The organism is Hymenobacter sp. YC55 (assembly GCF_029433095.1).
Taxonomy (GTDB): Bacteria; Bacteroidota; Bacteroidia; order Cytophagales; family Hymenobacteraceae; genus Hymenobacter.
Window position 1 is genome coordinate 143,157 of record NZ_JARNTX010000006.1, and the last position, 18,279, is coordinate 161,435.

Sequence of the window (18,279 nt, forward strand, 5' to 3'; positions counted from 1 at the left end):
TCAGGATTCTGCACGAAGCAAAGGTTGTCGTGCTGCATGTCGTAAGTCTCGTTGGAGCTGTGCGCTAGACCGTAGAGGCCTTGGCACCTGACTTTAGGCTTTACTGAGCGTAAGTGGAGTGGTAGCCTCTTGTGATAAATCCAATTTTCAGCTGAGTAGCACAGCTCTTATAGGTTGCTGTTGGTGACGTTGAGGTAGTTGTTAAACACCTCCAAGTTGATAGAAACGGGCTAGCAGTAAGCCAAAGGGAGAAGCCTATGTCGACACTTTAGTATTGAGGTGCCCTGATTGCAGCCGGAATGGTTGGTAGCAGGTTAACAGGTCAGCTGCTGGCTGTTCACAGCACCAACTCGTATATGACCAAGCTAGTGTATGAATAGTAATGGCTATGCATTTTAGCACAGATGCCGTTAGTCGAAGTAGCGCTATGCTCCTTGGTCTTGATTATCTAGAATGAAAAAGCCGCACGTACATCGGTTAACAACGTGCGTGCGGCTGCTATGTGAAGGACAATGCCTGTAATGCCAAAGAGTGGTATTAGAGTAACTCTCTGAAGGCAGGGATACTTCGGCGTTTTTACAGCACGAAGTAGGTGTTTTCTGCAGGGACCGTATCCTTGCTTACCCGGTTGTCGCCAATCATTTGCTTGAGATTTGTTTCTATGGTTTGAGCAATGGCCGTCACGGGAGTGTCCGTTGGTTTCCCCTCGAAAGGGTCTTGAAGGTGAATGGCCATTTTCTCGATCAGGAAGAAAGCAGAGGAAATAGCAACTACCATCAAGACTTCCAATATGCCAAACACTTCCAATAATGCGAAGGGCAACAGCAACACGAAAAAGAACAAGCAAAAGTGAATGTACAACGTGTAGGTAGCCGGAAACACTGTGTTTTTGATTCGTTCGCAGCGGCCCATCGAATCAGTCAGCTTTGTGAGTGTTTCTTCCATGGCTACTTGCTGGTAGGGATTAATCCACCCTTCCCGCAAGGCATACCGAAAGTCTTGCGCATGCAGTTGTAGCAGGGCGTTCGGAACATTGTCATGCCGGGCGGCGAAGGCCACCTCTTCGGGCGACAAGAACTTTCGAACTTTATCCAGATCCATTTGCTTGCGCAACGACAAGCCCAGACTGTAGTTCCAAGCAATCTGCCGGTTGGTTAGCCGCTGCACCCAGGTCCGGGCTTCTTCAGTGGCGTAGGGCGCTTCGGTAAAGCAGAGCACTTGCCGAATCAGGGACCGGGAATCGTTGACAATGGCACCCCAAGCAATCCGGGCTTCCCACCACCGATCATAGGCCTGGTTGGATTTGAACGCTAGCAGCAGCGACAAAATCGTGCCCAGGACCATGGGTACACTTAAGGGTAGGGTTACCTCCATTACGTGCAAGAACTTGTCTTCCAGCGCTATTATGGAAGCATACACAAACACAAACAGGATTTCCCGCTTGATCTTGCCGAACACGTAGGAAAGCGGAATTTTTGTTTTCAACAACATACAACAAGAGAAATAAGAACTAGGGATAGAAGATGAATCTGGACGGATTACGCGACTGACAGACAAGGCACCTTCGTGGTAATGGCGCGTTCCCGGCTGCGAGCTTGGCGGCCTAGGCGCAGGTAGTCGAGCATGCTTTTCTTTTTGCAGCTAACCACCAGATCCATTTCGTACTCATCGATGAATGAGATAATTCCTTCGGTTACGTCCTGCTGCTGCACCAAGTGAACGGCGTAGTTTACTTCTGCCAGCAAGGGTGAGGAATACAGGCTAGCTAAAGCTCGGGTTAACGTATCGGTGCTCGTGCCTGGCTTAAATACCAACAGAAACGTAACGCGGCACTCTTTCCGCCACAGCAAATCAACAAGCTCCTTGTCTGGCAAAGCGCTGTTTTTTACATCGGCATCCAGTACAAAGGCAATTTTACGGAAGCTGTTCGGAGCGAAGAATTCAGGGATATACAGGACAGGAAATGGAATGTCCTGAAGCAACTCATTGAAATAGCTCAACGCTTCCGTGTTGCGGCTGCGCGAGACGGTGCTCAACACAAGATCAATCTGCCTTTCCCGAACAAATTGCTTGAGGTCTGAGGAATTGGCGCAGTACTTATGAGCAACTTGAATATCCTGTATCTCAACACTATGCAACCGCCGCAGCCGCTCTAGCGCTTGGCTGAACTCCATTTCCGGCTTCTGCTGGCGGGGTAGAGTCAACAAGTCGGTAATAGAGTCTGAAACAGGGGTTAGATACAGGAGCGTAATGTGGCAGCTTTCGTTCTGTAGCAGGTTTAGCGCGTAGCGAATTAGCTGCAAAGAGTACAGCGTCAGGTCCGTCGGTATTAATACTTTCTTCATCTGCTGTACTCTGTTTTTTGCTATTTATGGCTTCTTTAATACCAACAAAACAAAGGCACAACCATTAAAGTGATATTAAGCTCAAATTATAATGTCGTTAAAAGCATAATTACTACGCGTTAGACCAATTGAATCATCTAGCTATACGGCCGAAATGAGAGAGTCATGCACAGCCAGATATTGTTTACACTAGACAACATGCTACTATGTTAACGACCTATAATAGAATAGAAAGGGGTATGACTTTCTTTCGAATGTCATACCCCTTTGCTACAAGTGGCAAACCAGCTTTTACAGAAGTTGCCCAGAACAGCTTTCGTCAACTGCCAAGGCTAAGACTCCTAACGATAGTCTTGTGCCGATGACTTGCGCACAAGCCTGTTGCTGGCCCTCAGACCGAAGCCAGCGGACGGGTAGGAAGTACGTTAATACGTGAGCTTTTGAATGGTGCCTTCGCCGTTGCTGAGTACATAATACGTCCGCACACCCGCGCGCTCAATATCGGTGGGCCTATCCAAGGTGCTTAAGAGCGTGGTGCCAGCAGCATTGGCAATGCGGCCACTACGCGGTACAAAGCCGGGCGGCGGTGGCGAGAAGGCAAACTGCCCGTACTCCGTGACAATGGGGTTGAGATTGATAGATAAAGCAATGTCAGTGAGCGTGGTAAACCCGCTCTTATACACGCTCACGTTACCCGATAGGTCGACTTGAAATATGTTGGCTGTGCCGGTCACAAAAGGGCCACCGCTGAGCGTACTCACCAAAAACCGGCGCCCGTCATACACAATACCCGTAGGCACAGCTTCTTGGGTAGCCGTCACGTTTGGGATCCGAGCAAACACGCTCAGGGCCTTGGTCCTGCTGTTGCGTTTGATAATGGCATTAGCCCCCGAGTCAACGATGTAGAGGTCACCGTCGGGCCCGATGGTAAGATTGTAGAGGTTGGTATTGACAGGATTAGTTAGCCGCTGCGCACGCACAAAAGAGCCAATATCCTCGCTCGCCAATGACTGGGCAGTTCGTGGCGTATCACCTGGTTGGAAGGAAGCTACATCAACGCTATAGAGCTTGCCCGTGCCTCCTTCAAGCACATAGAGCGTGCCCTTGTCGTAGAGCACGTGGCTAATGCCCTCGGCGGTACCATTGGCTAGCACGGAGGCAAACCCGGTCAGGGCCGGATACACTTGGCCTGTGGCGGTTACCACTGAGATGTGGGCATCGTTCTGGCCGGTGCCACTTTCACTCACCCAGAGCTGCCCTTGCGTGCCTACGCTCAAGCCTATCGGCTTGGTTAGGTTTTGGGCAACAGTCACGGCCGTAAAGGAGGTAGGCTCGGGAAAAAACTCGTAGTTGCCGTCGTCGTCCTGACAGCCAACAGTGAAGCCAAGCGCGAGCAGCGCCAGCCGGAAGTGGAATTTTGTTTTCATAGTAGGTAGGATAGTGAACTATGAATATAACAATTGAAACTATAAATATTAAACTTATCATATGTATTTTTTGCTTTCTAACTAGCTGCTGTCGAGCTCACTGCTAAGCAGTTAAGGTGGAGGTATATGCTCTATCCCGCTCCTAGAGCAGGCACTAACCACCCACTAAGGCCGATACGACTTGCCAACCACGAGCTTGTTGCCAGTCAGGTCAACTTCTAATAATTGTGGAATGCGCACGTATCGGCCGTTAATTTCCTTGTGGCTGTGCAGGGCCATCAAGGACTTTCCTGCCCAGGTGCGGAACAGCATACCGTGCCCGTAATTAGGGGGCGTAATGGGAACTGGCTCTTGCTGCCAAGGACCATTCAGGGTGCCACTGGTGGAATAAGCGACTCCCTGGGTGTACACATCGTATACCCAACTGGTCCAGAGCATGCCCAGCCGGCCGGTGCGTGTCCGAAACAAGTACGGCCCATCGGTAACCTTGTTTGGGCGGTCATGGCCCGCGGCGTCTTTTTCCCGGCTCCAGGGCGAATCACTGGCCCGGAACAAAATCTGGCTGGTCCCGACCGTACCAGTTAAATCTGGCTTCAAGGCAATCTTTTCAACGGTGCCATTTAGGTTTTGTAGCCATTCATGGCAATAAATCAGGTAGGGTTTGCCGTCGGGCTCCACCCAGAAAGTGCCGTCCAGAGTTGACTTATTGGCCGGCAAGTAAAGCTCCTGATTGAGGGTGACGTAGGGACCTAGAGGCTGGTTGCTAACCAGTATGTGGCTGGCCCGGCGCTCGAGCGGCTTGCCCTGAACGGTGTCAATCTTAAGCGCGGAGTTGGTGAAGGTGGCGAAATAAAAGTATTTGCCTTGATAGTAATGAATTTCGGCGGCCCAAATCATGGGTTTGGGGCCCATCCAGGAGGTTGGGTCAGGTTGGGCAACCGAATACGGCCCCTGCCAGCGCTTTAGGTCTTTGCTCTGCCACACCAAGCCGCCTGTGCCCGTCATGTAGTAAGTCTTGGTTTTGGGGTCGGCCAAGACAAAAGGGTCACTTAACCGAATAGAATCCAGCGGCACGTTGTCTCGGATAGGCCGGGACCCTTGGTTCTGAGCTACCCCGCCAAAGGGAAGCAGCAAGCCGCCGATTAAAAGTAACCATATCGTGTTCAGGAAGATCCGCATAGAGTAGGAAACGGGTACATGACGACCTAAGGTAGAAAGAAGCAGTATCTTGAAGTTAAAATCCAGCAGGCAGAGCCGGCTACTTGGTCGGCAACTAGGGTAGCGTGCGGTGTGCGGGCTGCGCAAGGTCATCTATGCTGATCAAAGCCAACCACGTTTTTCCGTACTTACCGCAGCCGGCTAGTCCGTATTCGTCACTTGTTGCGCGTTTGTAGGCAAAGCACCTTTGTGTAGCGACCCAAGGAAATATCTTATTTCTTTGGGCCGCTTAACGCTTGCCACTGCCGATGCGCCCGGATCTGTTCTATTCGACCTTGACGTAGCTTCGCCACGGAAAGCCTTACCACAATCAACGTGCGTGCCTCTTAAGGCAACGCATTTTACCACCCCGAATTCTACCGCAAGGACCATCCACGCATGCTGCTTCATTCCTTATCCGATGCCGACGGGAGTCGGTGCACACTCATTTACGAAGAGCAAAACAACTGGCTGCGAGCCATATGGAGTGGGTACGTGGACCCACTCGAAGCCATGCGCGGAGCCGAACACTACTTGCACAGCGTACAGCCGCTGCATTGCCCCTATTTGCTCAACGACAACCTTGCCTTGCGCGGTCCTTGGTTTGACTCGGTGGAATGGCTGCAGCGGGCCTGGGTGCCCCACGCTTTTCGCATGGGGTTGCGCTATATTGCCCACGTAGTGCAGGCCGATACCCGCACCGACAGCCTGACATTACGCTTTCCTACCCCCGTGGTTGGACCCCTGGAATTGCAGATCTTTCACTCCGTTGTCGAAGCCGAACAATGGCTACGCAACTGCCAGCGCTGATAGCAGGAAGGCCCTACTTGTTCTCTTGGGATAACTGATTAACTGGTAGCGTAAGGCTATAATGTACTGGACGTAAGCCTAGAGAGAAGGTAGGTGCACTAGTTCGGCGTAAGGCAGCAGTTTAGTATTGCTGTTGAAAGGGCGCAATAGTCGTAGCTCGTTTTGAGTTTGGCAAACCCACTCTTCGCAGAAGAAGCTGCCCAAGTGGTAGAGGTGCACGTCAAAGCCGGCGGTGAGGCGCCGTGCCAAATAGGTACCGTGTGCTGTGAAGTAAGCGGCTTGCTCGCCGTACGAAAGGTCACGAAATTGTGCGAGGCTCAAGAGCATAGCCTTACAAGATTTAAGCCCCGGTTGGGAGACAACCGGGGCTTGAGAAACGAGGTCCGTGTTACGTAGCCTTCTGTGTACTCGTGATGCGTGTAGCTGAAATCCAGCGAGAAAATGAGCTCAGCAGGCCGGAGATGCCCAATAGCTCTGTTTCACTTCGTGCGTTTACTGAAAGCTTTTCTTTAGCTCGGTAGCGGCCAGAGCCTGTGCGTCCTTGGCTTCGGGTACGACGGTAGCCATACCAAAGAACTCGTGGGTTACGCCCTCATACACTTTGGTGGTCACCGCTACGCCTGCGGCTTTAAGTTTGGCGGCATACTCCTGGCCTTCACTTTGCAGCGGGTCAATTTCGGCGTTGATAACCGTAGCCGGGGGAAGTCCCTGCAGGTTGGTGGCATTTGTTAGCGAGATGAGCGGACTAGCGCCTTCGGTTGGTGTGTTCAGGTACTTATCGAAGAACCATTGCATCAGCGGCTTGCTCAGTGGCTTGGCAGCGGCGTACTGCGTGTAGGAAGGCGTGTTCATGTCGTAGCGGGCTATGGGGTACACCAGCAACTGATGCACGGGCAGCGGCACGCTAGCCGTCTTGGCCATCATACAAACGGTAGCCGCCAAGTTGCCCCCAGCGCTTTCGCCGGCCACTGCAATGCGCTGAGCATTTATTTTCAGTGTGGTTGCATTGTCGCGCACCCAGCGGTAGGCGGCAAAGGCGTCGTTGTGAGCGGTAGGAAACTTAAATTCTGGCGCCTTGCGGTACTGCACGGAAACCACTACGGCTCCCGTCTGCTCTGCTAAGGCCCGGGCCGAAGGGTCATACGTGTTGAGGTTGGCAATCACCCAGCCGCCCCCCTGGTAGTACACAATGCCGGGCATGGAAGCAGTGGCATTTTTGGGCGTATAGATCCGCACCCGGATGGTGCCACCCGCCACAGGAATGCGTTGGCCCGTCGTGTCCACTTGGGGCGTGGGTGCCGGGATTCGGAAGTTTTTCATGACGGCCATTGCGGCATCCGTGGCCGAAGGAGCAAGGCGCGCTTGTTGGGGCGTGAGCGAAGTCAAAGAAACGCCTTTGCTGAGGCTGTCGAGGGCCTCAATGACGGTTTGCATTTCTGGCTTAATGGTTGGTCCCCACTCGGGCTTAGGACCTTTCGGACGAATAACGGTGGGAGAGCTAGCGCTGTCGTCGTCATCGCAGGCCGTGAATGGGAGCACCAGCAGCAGGGCCAAGCAGCGCAAAAGGTGCCTGCCCGGCAACGTAGGCAGCGTAAAAAATGAGGTTTTCATAGCAGGTAGGTTAGAAAACAAAATGGACGTTCAGAGTAAACTACCCGGGCATACGGCCAGCACGCTTCCAATCAGCGGCGCATGGGACGAACCGGCTGATTGGCGGGATGAGTTGCTCTTATTGTCGTCTTGTTTTGCTCGTAACCTAACTGCATGTACTCTTACCTCCCCAAAGCTTACTGGGTGAAACGCTGAAGAAAACGCTGCACGCTTTCGTTGTAGCTCCGGGAGGAGGCTAGATGAGTGTCGTCGTGTAGTGTAATCAAAAACTCGCCGTGGGCCCACGGACGCAGTTCCTTGATGAAGGTGCAATTCACAATCAGGGAGCGGTGAATGCGAATGAACTGGTTTGAATCCAGCTGGGTCGCTAGCTGAGTTAAAGTAGAGCGCAAAGAATGTTCCTGGCCTTGGGCATGCACTACCACGTAGTTGCCCCGGGCTTCCAGATACCGCACATCGCCGGCGTTGACGAAGTAGAGGCGCCCGTTGTTTTTGATTAGAAATTGATTGGTTGAGGTAATGGGGGGGCTAGGCAGCGCAGGCGGTGCCATTTCGCGCAGCAGCGCTTGCAGTTGCTGATGGAGCGGCGGGCTACGCTGCAGCAGCAGGTGTTGCACGTGCGTTAAACAGCGGTGAAAGCGGTCCGGATCGATGGGCTTGAGCAGGTAGTCGATGGCGTGCGCTTCGAAAGCTTGCAGGGTGTAGCGCTCGTAGGCCGTCACGAATACGACGAGCGGCAGTTGCTGCGCGGGTAATTGCTGGAGCACCTGTAGCCCGGTTAGGTCGGGCATTTGCACATCCAGAAACACCAGATCGACCGTTGGCTGGGAGGGGGTGAGCTGCGCTAAAGCTTCGGTACCGTTGCGGCATTCCCCGGTAAGCTCGAACGCTGGAGCCTGCTTTAGTAGCTGCACAATGCGGCGGCGAGCCAGGGGTTCATCATCAACAATGAGAGTACGAATAGGCGCCACAGCGAGTCGTCGGAAACTTAAGATTGGGGGGTGAAGGGCATTTCAATTCGTACGGCAAATCCCTGCTGGGGGGCCGTATGGATAGCCAGAGCATAATGGGAGCCGTAAAGGGCACGGAGCCGTTCTTCGCTATTGCGCAAGCCAATACCGCGAGAGTTTGCCGGGTCGGCCCCGCGGCCATTGTCGCGCACTTGCAGCACCAACTGCCCGTCTTGTTGATCTGCTTGGATGTGGATGGCCCCAATCCCGGAGTCAGCAGCCAGGCCGTGCTTGACGGCGTTTTCAATAAACGGTTGCAGCAGCAGATTGGGCACCAGCGCTGGCAGCGTATCGGGCGCGAGCTGGTAGGTGATGGAAAGGCGGTCGGAAAAGCGGATCTGCTCTATTTCCAGGTACAGTTGGGCAAAATGCAGCTCCTGAGCCAGCGTCACCTGGTGTTCATCGGTGTTGTCGAGCACGAGGCGCAGAAACTCACCTAGTTTAGCCGTCATGCGCTGGGCCATGCGGGGCTCGTCGTCGATGAGGGTGGCAATGGCATTGAGCGTGTTGAATAAGAAATGAGGTTGTAGTTGCATTTTCAGAGCCTGCAACTGCGCCTGTATCAATTGCATTTCTAGCTGCGCCGCATCCAGGGTACGCCGATGATACCGCTCGTAAAAGTCGAGGGCGTACGCCACAAAAAGCAGCATCCAGTAGGCGGGAATCCAGATGTTGATGCTGGAAAGAATGGTAGGCCACGAGACAACGATGCCCGGAGCTCCCATCAGAAAAAGCAGCGATACATGCAGCACCCGAAACAGCACCGTTAGGAGCATGCTCGCTCCGGCGTGTACAAGCGCAGAGGAAATCCAGCCGCGCCGGCCGGCCGTCAAATCGAAGCGAGCCGCCAGCCAAAACACTAAAGGGGTGAACAGCATCCAAATCAGGCCGTAGAGCAGTGGGCCTAGCACAGCCGTACGCCAGGACACCGCCCCCGCGCCGGAGAGTGCCTGCACGTACACCACCACAATCATAAAGACGGTGAACATCCCCCAGGCCAGGGCAATGCGCAACCAATTAATTTTTTCGAGCTTAAGCATGCCGTGTGGCCTCGGGTAGACCCCCTCCAACGGAAACGCAGCCTAAGATGTTGGTATGGACTAGATGTCGTAAGCCCGAGCTTGGTGGAAGATAGCCAGGAGCGGTATGGCACGCTGTTCCCGGGTTACAACTTAGTGCCCATGGGCAAACTGGTGAATGCCTATCTGCTCAGCGTGGAGGGAGCTGTGAACGGGCGCATTCTTAAGGTCTACTCCTAACTTTCAGTGGAGGCAGCATTGGGCATGGTGGTGCTTGAAAACTAGATACCGTATGCACTGGACTAGTTGAATCTTGCTGCTTGAGGACAGCCACCGCGCCGGTGCGGCCAACAGAAAGAGACCTACGATAGGCTTTTCAAAAACATAAGCACCACCGGTTGGCAACTGAGCCTTACTAGGGAGTTGTCATTGGCGCTTTGGTGATAAGGTCGACGGCTTTTTCCATTAATTCATCTCGCCCTTGACGCAGCCCCGCTATTGTCGGCCGCACGGGCACATCGATCTTGACACCAACACGCTGGGTTTCACTGCCATCAGGATAATACACTCCGATGCCCGTCATCAAAGTCTTTAGACCGCCAGGTAGAGTAATAGGAGTTGTATTACCGTCGGCGCCTGCCGTCTGGCTGCCTAGTATGGTCGCGTGGGGAGTGGCTTGAAAGCCCATAGCCATAAACTCGGCTAGGCTCCGACTCACCTCATTGACCAGCACCACAACCTGCCCCGGGTAGGGCGTCGTACCCACTGGCTTGAGCGTGTCGGCCGGGTCCCAGAGGAAACGCCCCGGGTAGGTAGGATCGTAACGCGTGAATCGGCCGTACACCGCCGGCTTGGCTAGGAAAAACCCCTGCAGATACATGCCGATAAAGGCGCCGGGGTAATTGCGTTGGTCGACCACAATGCCTTTGGTGTGGGAAAAGGTCTGCATAATGGTGCGCACCTTGTCGCCTTTAATCCGGGCCATGTCGATGTAGCCCACCTCGGGAGTCAGGAAGCGGTACATGCTGTCGGCCACGGGCGGCTGCACAGGGGGCACCGTTCCCACCTTAATGGCGGGCGCAAGCAGGCGCTGCGGCTGGCCATCGCGCACCACCTGCAGTTCTACCTCAGGGGTGGCGCAGTAGAGCAGGTTTAGAGCAATAGTATTGAGCTGGGCTGCGCGGTTGGAGGCGCCCGTCTCGGGCAGGCGCTGCTTCACTAAGTCGGGTACTGCCGTGCCTGCCACGTGGGTCAGCACATCGCCCGGCTTGAGTGGTGAAGTGGGTACGCGCCCATCGTGGCGCACGCGCAACACAACGGCCTGCCCTTCGAGAAACTGCACGTCGGCTGCTACCTGGTAGGCTCCACGTTCGGCTTCGAGCAGCGGGTCGGGTGGGTAGAAGCGTGCGTGCCCGTCGTGCACGCGGGCAAACAAGGCCAGTGCTGTGTGCCGGTACTCTAAGGGCGTACTGGCCTGGGCAAAGCGCGGCAGCATCTCGGGTAGTACCTGCGCCCAGTCCTCGTCGAGAGCGTACTTGTAGGGGTAGTAGTACTGAAACATATTCCAGTAGCGGCACAGACCCAGCAAGCGCAAACCTTGGGCTGGCAGGGCTGGCTCGATGTAAGCTTCCTCGTGGGGAAAGTTGGTCGTGGACCCCGTTCTCGTGACATAGTAGAGCGTGCCCTGGTAGCGGTTGGCTTCGATAAAAGCCAACTGTTGACGCAGCGGCGCGCTGAAGCGTTTGGCATTGCGGGCCCAGCGCAGGTCCGCGGCAAAGCGTACGGGCTGCGTAGGCGGGTTGGCGCAAGTCGAGCAAGCCGGCACCGGGCCCAGACTCGTAATCCAAGCACTGAGTTGGCGGCTACGCGCGGCTACTGAGCGGCAGGCAAGCACGGCCGGCAATTGGCGCAGCAACTCGGCGTCCCAGTCGCGCTGGCCGCTGGCAACGGCAGGGTGGAAGTACTTAAGAAAGCCCCAGACCTGGCCGAGCGCGGCAATGTTGTCGACCTGCCGAGGCGTTAGGGTTTCTATAGGAGCCGCTGCTGCTAATCCGGGTGCAGCAGATGGAGTTGTGGGTGCCGGCGCCACTTGAGCATGTAATTGCTCTGCATATTCGAGGCTCCCTAACACCAGCAATAGAAGGCATAGAAAGAATTGAGGGAGTGAACAGACCGGACGCTGTATCATATGCTATACCGAATAGAAGGAGTTGTTAAATTATCGATTCAACCAGTGGTAACCTAGTCCTAATCTCCAGTATAGAATGCTGTCAAAAACGCCAGTGCGAAGTAGCAGAACCGAGCTAGATGGACGCCGAGAGGTTAGGTTAACATTATTTCTCTTGTCATACATCACCTAAACATGTTAGCCTGCTTTTTCAGCTACTGGCTTGACACAAGAAGCTGGAGCTAGGTACTAATGAGCTTGTTTGCCAGTCTGCCAAAAACGCGAAAGAGCAAGCCCTTACCGGCTTGCTCTTTCAATTTAACTGTATGCACTGCAATGGCTACCAAGTATCAGCAGCACCACCCTGGTTTACTTGGTGGTAATTTCCAGCTGGCCACCCTCGCGGAAGAGGGTATGGTCGACAAAGTAGCCCTCGTTGGTCTTCCCGTTCACTTTGATTATGCTCAGTGACCTGCCCTTGCCGAGTTTTTTGATGGTCACTACCTTGCCATTGTCCATTTTCCACTTAACCTCGTCAAAAAGGGGCACGCTCACAAGGTACTTAGCATCGGCGGCGGAATACGGATACAGGCCCGTAGAGCTGAACACGTACCACGCCGACATTTCGCCTGCGTCGTCCATGCCGGAATAGCCCAGGCCGTCTTTGCCCATACCGTAGAACTTCTCCATAATCTCATCGAGCCGGCGCTGTGACTTTTCCGGCTTCCCTATGAAGTAGTAGGAGAACGGTGTTTCGTGGTCGGGCTGATTGCCGTGGCAGTACTGCCCAATAAAGCCCGACACGTTGCGTGCAATATGGTTGGGATTCCAGGGCACCGTGAACAGCGAATCCAGCTTGGCCTCAAAGGGTTGCGGCCCGCCGTACAAGGCAATTAGGCCAGGCATGTCGTGGGGCGCGAAAAAGGAAACCTGCCAGGCATTGGCCTCCCGGTACATATACTCGTAGTAAGGATACTTCGGATCGAAAGGCTTCACCCAAGAGCCATCGGCGAGGCGGCCACGCATAAACTTGGTGCCGGGGTCGAACAAGTTCTTATAGTTCTTCGACCGCGCCATCATGATCCGGTAGGTGGCCGTGTCGTTCAGAATCTTCGCGACCTGGGCCACGGCATAGTCATCAAAGGCATACTCCAGCGTTTTCGACACGCCAGCTTTGTCTTTGGTTTCCACTTCCGGATTCGATACTTGAGTGGTATTGATGTAGCCCTTCTGGATGTACTCGGCAATATGAGGCCGCGCGCCGCCTTCCAAGTTGGCGTTGCGCAGCATCAGCCGGTACACGTCTTTCAAGTCGAAGTTGGTGATGCCCCGCTGGTAAGAGCCGGAAACCAACGCCGAAGCATGGTCGCCGTGAAAGAAGGTGGGCAGGAAACCGGTTTTATTGCCCACGTCCTGCATGGACTTGATAACGTCGGTGGTGACCTGAGGCGTGAGCATGCCTATCAGCAAGTCCTTGTTGCGGTACGTATCCCACAGCGAAGGCTCAGTATAATAGTTGAAGTCGGCTTTGACCACGTTGCCTTTCGCGTCGCGGTATTCGCCGTTCAGGTCGCTGCGCAAAGCCGGCCACAAAAACGAACGGTACAGGCAGCTGTAGAACAGTTGCTTTTGCTTAGGTGTACCGCCTTTCACTTCCACTTTCGAGAGCAAGCCTTCCCAGGTTTTCTCGGCCTGCTGCCGCACCTGCTCGAACGAGCGGCTGCCGATTTCCTGCTCTAGGTTCTGTTTGGCATTCTGCACGCTTACAAACGATATTCCAATCCTGAGCTCTACCGGCTTGCTGCCGGCGGGCAGGCGCAGCACGGCCAGGCCGTCTTTGGTGCCTTTGCCTTGCACCTCCAGGTCTTGCAGGTTCTCGCTTAGTGCCCCATAGAAGTACACAGTCTGGCGGCCGGTTTCCTGAAAGCCCTGCACGGCGGCTTCCCCTGCTTTTTCGATGTCCCAGTTGGTTACCCGCTCATTGGATTGGGCGAGCTTAAACACAACGCGGCGGTTGTTGGGCTGGTTGTAGCGGTAGCGGTGAAACCCACAGCGCAGGGTGGACGTGAGCTGTACCTGCACGCCGTAATCTTGCAGCGTTACGCCATAGAAGCCGGGCGAGGCCTTTTCAGTTGCCTTCTTGAAGCGAGAAGAGTAGGTGCCCGAAGTAGTAGCTGCTCCCGAAACCGGCAAAACCGGTAAGTGGCACAAGTTCCAATGGCCCTTGTTGGTGTGGGCAAAGGCGTAAATCACCGAATCTTCGTAGTCGTAGCCGGCACCCGTATGAAACTCGGTGATGGGGCTCAGCTGCACCATGGCGTTGGGCAACGAGCTGCCCGGAAACACCAGCCCGGCCCATACTCCCCGCCAATCTTTGGGAGGTGCATACCCAATGGTTTTCGGGTCGTTGAACGGGGCCGTGCCCATAAAGGGGTTAGCGTATTGCAGGTGGCCGCCCGGGGTAGGGCTGCTATCTGCCCGGGCGTTGCCGCTCTGAGGCGTGGTCTTGGCGCAGGAAAAAGCGCACCAGGCCAGTAGCAAGATCAAATAGCTGTTCGGCTTTGTCATCGGGATGAAATACAGTTAGGTAGGAGACACGTCCTACACCAGTTCAGTAGCAGGAAAAGCGGGCATAGCAAGGGCGACATCACGCGCGACGTCGCCCTTGCTATGCCCGCGGCGTAGGACTTCCGGATTACAGCACGTTGCGGGCCTGCAAATCAGCCAGAGCTTCCAGCATCATTATGCCACTCATCTGGGTGGAGGACTCCACGGAGCTACCCGGGAGGGCAGTCCAGTTGGTGTTGAAAAGGAACTGAGGCCGGCGGGTCCCGCGCTTGTACAGGCTCTCCCCATTGAACTTCAAGAAGGAAACATAGCTTGCCCGGTTGGCGGCGCTAACGGCGGGTTCGGTGGCCAGCCCGGTCAGATAGCGCACCAAAATACCCTTGAACAAGCCGCCGTCGCCGTTGCCTTCGTCCTTGAGAATGCCGCCCGGTGCCAGTTGGCTGTCGTTGAGCACGTAGTTGGCGGTGCGGATGGCATCGTCGAGGTAGGCGCTTTGCTGAGTGGCGCGGTACAAGGCTACGCCTGCCCCAATAAAGGTGCCCTGGTTGTAAGTGAAGCGCCAGTCTTTATCGGTCTGGCCGTCACCGAGCCGGTTAACACCGTCCCATACTAGGCCCGAGGCGGGGTCTACCAGTTTGGCTTTCTCCCAAGCGTAAATCTTCTGCGCCCAAGCTAGGTCATCGGGGTTGCGGTCGAGGACGTAGAGGCGCGCGGCCAGGATGGCGGCCGGGGCATTGGCGGGCGTGTTCTTGTAGCTGCGCTGCGATTTGCGCCAGGCAATGCCGCCGCCCTGCTGCTCGTTCCAGCCCAGCTTGATATCGGTCCAAAGCAAGGTGGCCGTGGCTTTGTAGTCGGGGTCCTGCGTTAGCTCGAAAGCGCGCAAGCAAGCCAGCGCCTGCCACTCCATATCGTCGTAGAAGTCGTTGAGGTAGGAGTTGCCGTTTTTGGCTTTCATGCCCTGCTGCAACTGCCGCATGCGGGTCAGGTAGTCGGCGCTTTTGGTGCGCTGATAACCGTCGGTGAGTACGTCGAGGCCATGGGCCTGCCACCAGTAATTGAAATCTGCATTGCCGGCGTTGTTTTCCAGATAATACTGGCCAGCCGGCGACCAAAAGCCCAAACTCAGGGCCGCCTGCGCCGAATCGGCGCGGGCGGCCCAGTTGACGGGGGCCGTGGTGGGCGGCACTACCGGCGGGGCAACATCATCGTCCACGGGGTCTTTGCAGGCAACTACCAGCAAGCTTAGTAAGCCGAAACCAACCCGCAGCGCGGCCAACGGGTGTATCGAAAACAAGGATCTGCTCATACTAGCGCACCACTATCTGGTGAGTGTAAGGGCCGTCGGGCTGCATCTTCACCGTGACATCGACTCTCTTCTTATCAGCTTCGGTTTGAAACTTAAACGAGTAGTCGTACTGCGAATCGGGGCCTGGCACTAAGAAGAAGTAGGAAGCCGGCGAAGAAGCCGTGGCGCGCTGGTTGTCGGCGTTGGTGCTGCCGTAATACAGCCTGCTGCTCACGCCGGCCGCGTTTTTCTGCGTAAACAAGAACTTGTACCGCTCGTCGCGGCCCCAGCTTTCCTGGAAGAACTCGATAGGCGTGTTCTCTATTTTCCAAACACCTTTGCCAACGTAGGGTAGCGTAACCAATACCTTGTTCTGAGGCGCAAACCACAGCCCTACGGATTCAATTTCTGTCATGGTGGCGGCGGCGTTGTTGAAGTCCACTTTCAGCATGTACACCTTGGGCGTAGACGTTGGGCTGGTGCCTTGATTGCCTTCCATCAGCTTGGCGCCGTCGATGTAGTAGGTGGTTGGGGTGCCGGTGGTTTGGTCGATCAGCTTTACTTCGCCAGCACTCAGGCGAGTGTAAATTTCAAACACGCCAGATGATATACTCTTGAAGGGCACGGCTTGGCTTATGTTGGTACCGCCTTCGGTACCCGAACCCGTGATGTAGAGGGTGGGAGGAGCAGTAGCAAAACCTGCCGGGCGCTGCAGCGTCATAACGCGCGACTCGGTGGCTGGCTCCACAGTCAGGCCTTTCGAGGCGTTGACCGTCCACTTCAGCTTGCCCTGCGCCGACGACTTGATGCCGGCCAGGCTGGCAATGCGGTTGAGGTCGCCGTGGCTAAGCACGAGCTTGGTTTCGAGGCCGTTGGTGCCCGACGTGGTGCTGTACAGAGGCTTAGAGAAGTCGCCGTTCTCTTGGTCGAACAGTACTTCGTACAACACCACGGTGCCGTCGGCGGCCCGGGCTTGGCCCCACTCGAAGGTTACGGCCGCGTTGGAAGGAGGATCGAGCCGCACATACGTATCGGCGGCGGGTGCTATCAGGTTGGCTACCGGCGTAATCGTTTCGTTTAGTTCATCGTCGTCTTTGTCGCAGCCGGTTGCCAGCAGACCCATAACGAACAACAGCATCAAAAGAGGCCAAGAAAACTTTTTCATGATTCAGGAAAATAGAAGCAGGGAGTGGGAAAAAAGGGAAGCAACTGGGCCTACCAGCCCGGGTTCTGAGTTAGGTTGGCGTTGATGTCTCGCTCGCGCTGGGGCACGGGCCACAGGTAGTGCTTGGCCGGATCGAACGTGCGCTGGTCGACGCGGAGGTAGCCATTATCGACGTTGGGGTCCCCGATTTTAATGCCGTGGGCATAACCGTTGAGCACGGTTTCGGCTGTGCGCCACCGGCGAATGTCGAAGATGCGCAGGCCTTCCATGGCCAGCTCGGTTCGGCGCTCCCGGCGCACAATGGCGCGCAGGCTGGCTTGGTCGCCACCGGGGAACGTAAGGGCGGCTTGATCGGTAAAGCCGGCCCGGCGGCGCAACGCGGCTATGGTGGTGTTCCAGTCGGCGGCGGTAAGCTTGTTTTGCTCAACCAGTGCTTCGGCGTGCATAAGCAGCACGTCGGCGTAGCGGATCAGCATCAGGTTCAAGCCCGAGTTTAGGTTGGCGTCGGCCGTGGGGTCGAAGTACTTGGCTGTGTAGTAGCCGGTTGGGCTGGCGTCGGCGCGGTCCACGGAGTTGTCGCCGGTGCCGGGGAAAGTGCGAATGACGATAGTGGAATTGTCGGGGCGCCTCCAGGAGTACCCGTCGTAAACCAGCGTGGCAGCAAAACGCGGGTCGCGGCCTGCATACGGTGTGGCCTCGTTGTAGCCCGAGCCGGCTTCGTTGATGGCTTTGCCGTTGGCCATCACGTAGTCGTTAACCAGTTCCTGCGTCGGGGCAATCGAGCAAACCAGCTTGCCTTCAGTGCGTGGGATAAATTGGCGCTGCACCGAGTACGTCCGCAAGGGGAAGACATATTGCAGATCGAGCACGTCCTCGCTGTTGTTCTCATTGGCCGGCGAAAACACGCCGGCGTAGCTGGAAAACAAGCTATAGGTACCTGCTTGGCCGCCAATCAACTGGGTGGTAACAGCCGATACATCAGCCCACCGGCCTTCGTAAAGCAGCACACGAGCTTTGAGGGCCAAGGCGGCGCCTTTCGTGAATCGGCCTTTGTCTTCGGTGGCGTAAGCGGTGTTCAGGGGTAGCACGGCTGCGGCTGCATCCAACTCGCTGAGGACAAAAGCCAGCACCTCGGTGCGTGGGGCGCGGGGCACGGCGTTGGCCTCCGTCACGCTTAGCTCTGTCGTGATGAGGGGCACGTCGCCGTACCAAGTCATCAGCTGAAAATAATGGAACGCGCGGATGGCTTGGGCCTCGGCAATGTAGCGCGCCTTCAGGTTGGCATCCAGGCTCACAATCTTGTCGATGTTGTTCAACACCCGGTTGCAGGCACGAATACCGCCGTAGTGGTAGCCCCACTCATTGGTGATGCGCGCCTGGTTGGTGCCATAGGCGCCCTCGGCAATGTTGCGGGCGTTGGAGCCGTCCACGTCGCTCTTGTTGAAGGCGTTGTCGGAAAGCGTTTCGTTGAAGAAGAAGTACTCGCTGGGGTAGAGACCCGCGTAGCAGGAATTCAGCACGTTCGACGCGTCGGCAGGCTGAGTCCAGAAGGTGTCGTCGGTGGGGCGGTCGGTGGGAGGTAAGTCAAGCTCTTGGCAGCCGGACAGGCCCATGCCAAGTCCGAGGCCCAGTAGCAGCGTATAGCGGAGGTGACGATTCATGGAAGTGCAGATAG

At 55.6% G+C, this 18,279-nt stretch carries 15 protein-coding genes; 2 read left to right on the plus strand and 13 right to left on the minus strand.

Annotated features, from left to right (window positions below; all coding sequences use genetic code 11):
* Window positions 1-576: 576 nt before the first annotated feature.
* From P1X16_RS26465 to P1X16_RS26480, 4 genes are all read right to left on the minus strand, one after another.
* Window positions 577-1,491: a bestrophin family ion channel gene (locus P1X16_RS26465; RefSeq protein ID WP_277235426.1), complete on the minus strand. Its 915-nt coding sequence runs from the start codon at window positions 1,489-1,491 to the stop codon at window positions 577-579.
* 47 nt (window positions 1,492-1,538) lie between these two features.
* Entirely contained in the window at window positions 1,539-2,345 is an 807-nt protein-coding gene (locus tag P1X16_RS26470; protein ID WP_277235428.1) for a universal stress protein, read from the minus strand.
* A 425-nt stretch (window positions 2,346-2,770) separates the two neighbouring features.
* Complete coding sequence (locus P1X16_RS26475; RefSeq protein WP_277235430.1) at window positions 2,771-3,772, minus strand: ScyD/ScyE family protein; 1,002 nt, start codon at window positions 3,770-3,772, stop codon at window positions 2,771-2,773.
* 165 nt (window positions 3,773-3,937) lie between these two features.
* On the minus strand, window positions 3,938-4,951 hold the full coding sequence (locus P1X16_RS26480) for a glycoside hydrolase family 43 protein (protein ID WP_277235431.1): 1,014 nt from the start codon (window positions 4,949-4,951) through the stop codon (window positions 3,938-3,940).
* 417 nt (window positions 4,952-5,368) lie between these two features.
* Here P1X16_RS26480 and P1X16_RS26485 point away from each other — a divergent pair, with 417 nt between their 5' ends.
* Window positions 5,369-5,779, plus strand: coding sequence for a hypothetical protein (locus P1X16_RS26485; RefSeq protein ID WP_277235432.1), 411 nt, complete (start codon window positions 5,369-5,371; stop codon window positions 5,777-5,779).
* 78 nt (window positions 5,780-5,857) lie between these two features.
* Here the strand turns inward: P1X16_RS26485 and P1X16_RS26490 are convergent, their stop codons facing one another.
* The 4 genes from P1X16_RS26490 to P1X16_RS26505 form a co-directional block, all read right to left on the minus strand.
* Complete coding sequence (locus P1X16_RS26490) at window positions 5,858-6,100, minus strand: hypothetical protein (protein WP_277235434.1); 243 nt, start codon at window positions 6,098-6,100, stop codon at window positions 5,858-5,860.
* A 171-nt stretch (window positions 6,101-6,271) separates the two neighbouring features.
* On the minus strand, window positions 6,272-7,390 hold the full coding sequence (locus P1X16_RS26495) for an alpha/beta hydrolase (protein ID WP_277235436.1): 1,119 nt from the start codon (window positions 7,388-7,390) through the stop codon (window positions 6,272-6,274).
* A 176-nt stretch (window positions 7,391-7,566) separates the two neighbouring features.
* Entirely contained in the window at window positions 7,567-8,361 is a 795-nt protein-coding gene (locus tag P1X16_RS26500) for a LytTR family DNA-binding domain-containing protein (protein ID WP_277235438.1), read from the minus strand.
* A 17-nt stretch (window positions 8,362-8,378) separates the two neighbouring features.
* Window positions 8,379-9,440 (minus strand): sensor histidine kinase, encoded by a 1,062-nt coding sequence (locus P1X16_RS26505; protein WP_277235440.1) that lies wholly within the window; start codon window positions 9,438-9,440, stop codon window positions 8,379-8,381.
* Between the two features lie 84 nt (window positions 9,441-9,524).
* On the opposite strand from P1X16_RS26505, the gene P1X16_RS26510 reads away from it, so the two are divergent.
* A complete protein-coding gene (locus P1X16_RS26510; RefSeq protein WP_277235442.1) occupies window positions 9,525-9,659 on the plus strand; it encodes a hypothetical protein in 135 nt (44 codons plus the stop codon).
* 175 nt (window positions 9,660-9,834) lie between these two features.
* On the opposite strand, the gene P1X16_RS26515 is transcribed toward P1X16_RS26510, so the two are convergent.
* The 5 genes from P1X16_RS26515 to P1X16_RS26535 all read right to left on the minus strand — a co-directional run bounded on the left by P1X16_RS26515 (window position 9,835) and on the right by P1X16_RS26535 (window position 18,265).
* Complete coding sequence (locus P1X16_RS26515) at window positions 9,835-11,508, minus strand: S41 family peptidase (RefSeq protein ID WP_277235444.1); 1,674 nt, start codon at window positions 11,506-11,508, stop codon at window positions 9,835-9,837.
* A 447-nt stretch (window positions 11,509-11,955) separates the two neighbouring features.
* Window positions 11,956-14,154 carry a GH92 family glycosyl hydrolase gene (locus P1X16_RS26520; protein ID WP_277235446.1) on the minus strand — a complete coding sequence of 733 codons (2,199 nt, stop codon included), beginning with the start codon at window positions 14,152-14,154 and terminating at the stop codon, window positions 11,956-11,958.
* 127 nt (window positions 14,155-14,281) lie between these two features.
* Window positions 14,282-15,460, minus strand: coding sequence for a glycoside hydrolase family 76 protein (locus P1X16_RS26525; protein ID WP_277235448.1), 1,179 nt, complete (start codon window positions 15,458-15,460; stop codon window positions 14,282-14,284).
* Window position 15,461: 1 nt separating this feature from the next.
* Window positions 15,462-16,604, minus strand: a complete 1,143-nt coding sequence (locus P1X16_RS26530; protein WP_277235449.1) for a SusE domain-containing protein — start codon at window positions 16,602-16,604, stop codon at window positions 15,462-15,464.
* 50 nt (window positions 16,605-16,654) lie between these two features.
* On the minus strand, window positions 16,655-18,265 hold the full coding sequence (locus tag P1X16_RS26535) for a RagB/SusD family nutrient uptake outer membrane protein (RefSeq protein WP_277235451.1): 1,611 nt from the start codon (window positions 18,263-18,265) through the stop codon (window positions 16,655-16,657).
* Window positions 18,266-18,279 lie beyond the last annotated feature (14 nt).

Bases quoted from the DNA above. Each gene is read 5' to 3' on its own strand.
- P1X16_RS26470 (WP_277235428.1), bottom strand. From the start codon at position 2,345: ATGAAGAAAGTATTAATACCGACGGACCTGACGCTGTACTCTTTGCAG.
- P1X16_RS26465 (WP_277235426.1), bottom strand. From the start codon at position 1,491: ATGTTGTTGAAAACAAAAATTCCGCTTTCCTACGTGTTCGGCAAGATC.
- P1X16_RS26505 (WP_277235440.1), bottom strand. From the start codon at position 9,440: ATGCTTAAGCTCGAAAAAATTAATTGGTTGCGCATTGCCCTGGCCTGG.
- P1X16_RS26535 (WP_277235451.1), bottom strand. From the start codon at position 18,265: ATGAATCGTCACCTCCGCTATACGCTGCTACTGGGCCTCGGACTTGGC.
- P1X16_RS26475 (WP_277235430.1), bottom strand. From the start codon at position 3,772: ATGAAAACAAAATTCCACTTCCGGCTGGCGCTGCTCGCGCTTGGCTTC.
- P1X16_RS26525 (WP_277235448.1), bottom strand. From the start codon at position 15,460: ATGAGCAGATCCTTGTTTTCGATACACCCGTTGGCCGCGCTGCGGGTT.
- P1X16_RS26485 (WP_277235432.1), top strand. From the start codon at position 5,369: ATGCTGCTTCATTCCTTATCCGATGCCGACGGGAGTCGGTGCACACTC.
- P1X16_RS26495 (WP_277235436.1), bottom strand. From the start codon at position 7,390: ATGAAAACCTCATTTTTTACGCTGCCTACGTTGCCGGGCAGGCACCTT.
- P1X16_RS26480 (WP_277235431.1), bottom strand. From the start codon at position 4,951: ATGCGGATCTTCCTGAACACGATATGGTTACTTTTAATCGGCGGCTTG.
- P1X16_RS26520 (WP_277235446.1), bottom strand. From the start codon at position 14,154: ATGACAAAGCCGAACAGCTATTTGATCTTGCTACTGGCCTGGTGCGCT.
- P1X16_RS26530 (WP_277235449.1), bottom strand. From the start codon at position 16,604: ATGAAAAAGTTTTCTTGGCCTCTTTTGATGCTGTTGTTCGTTATGGGT.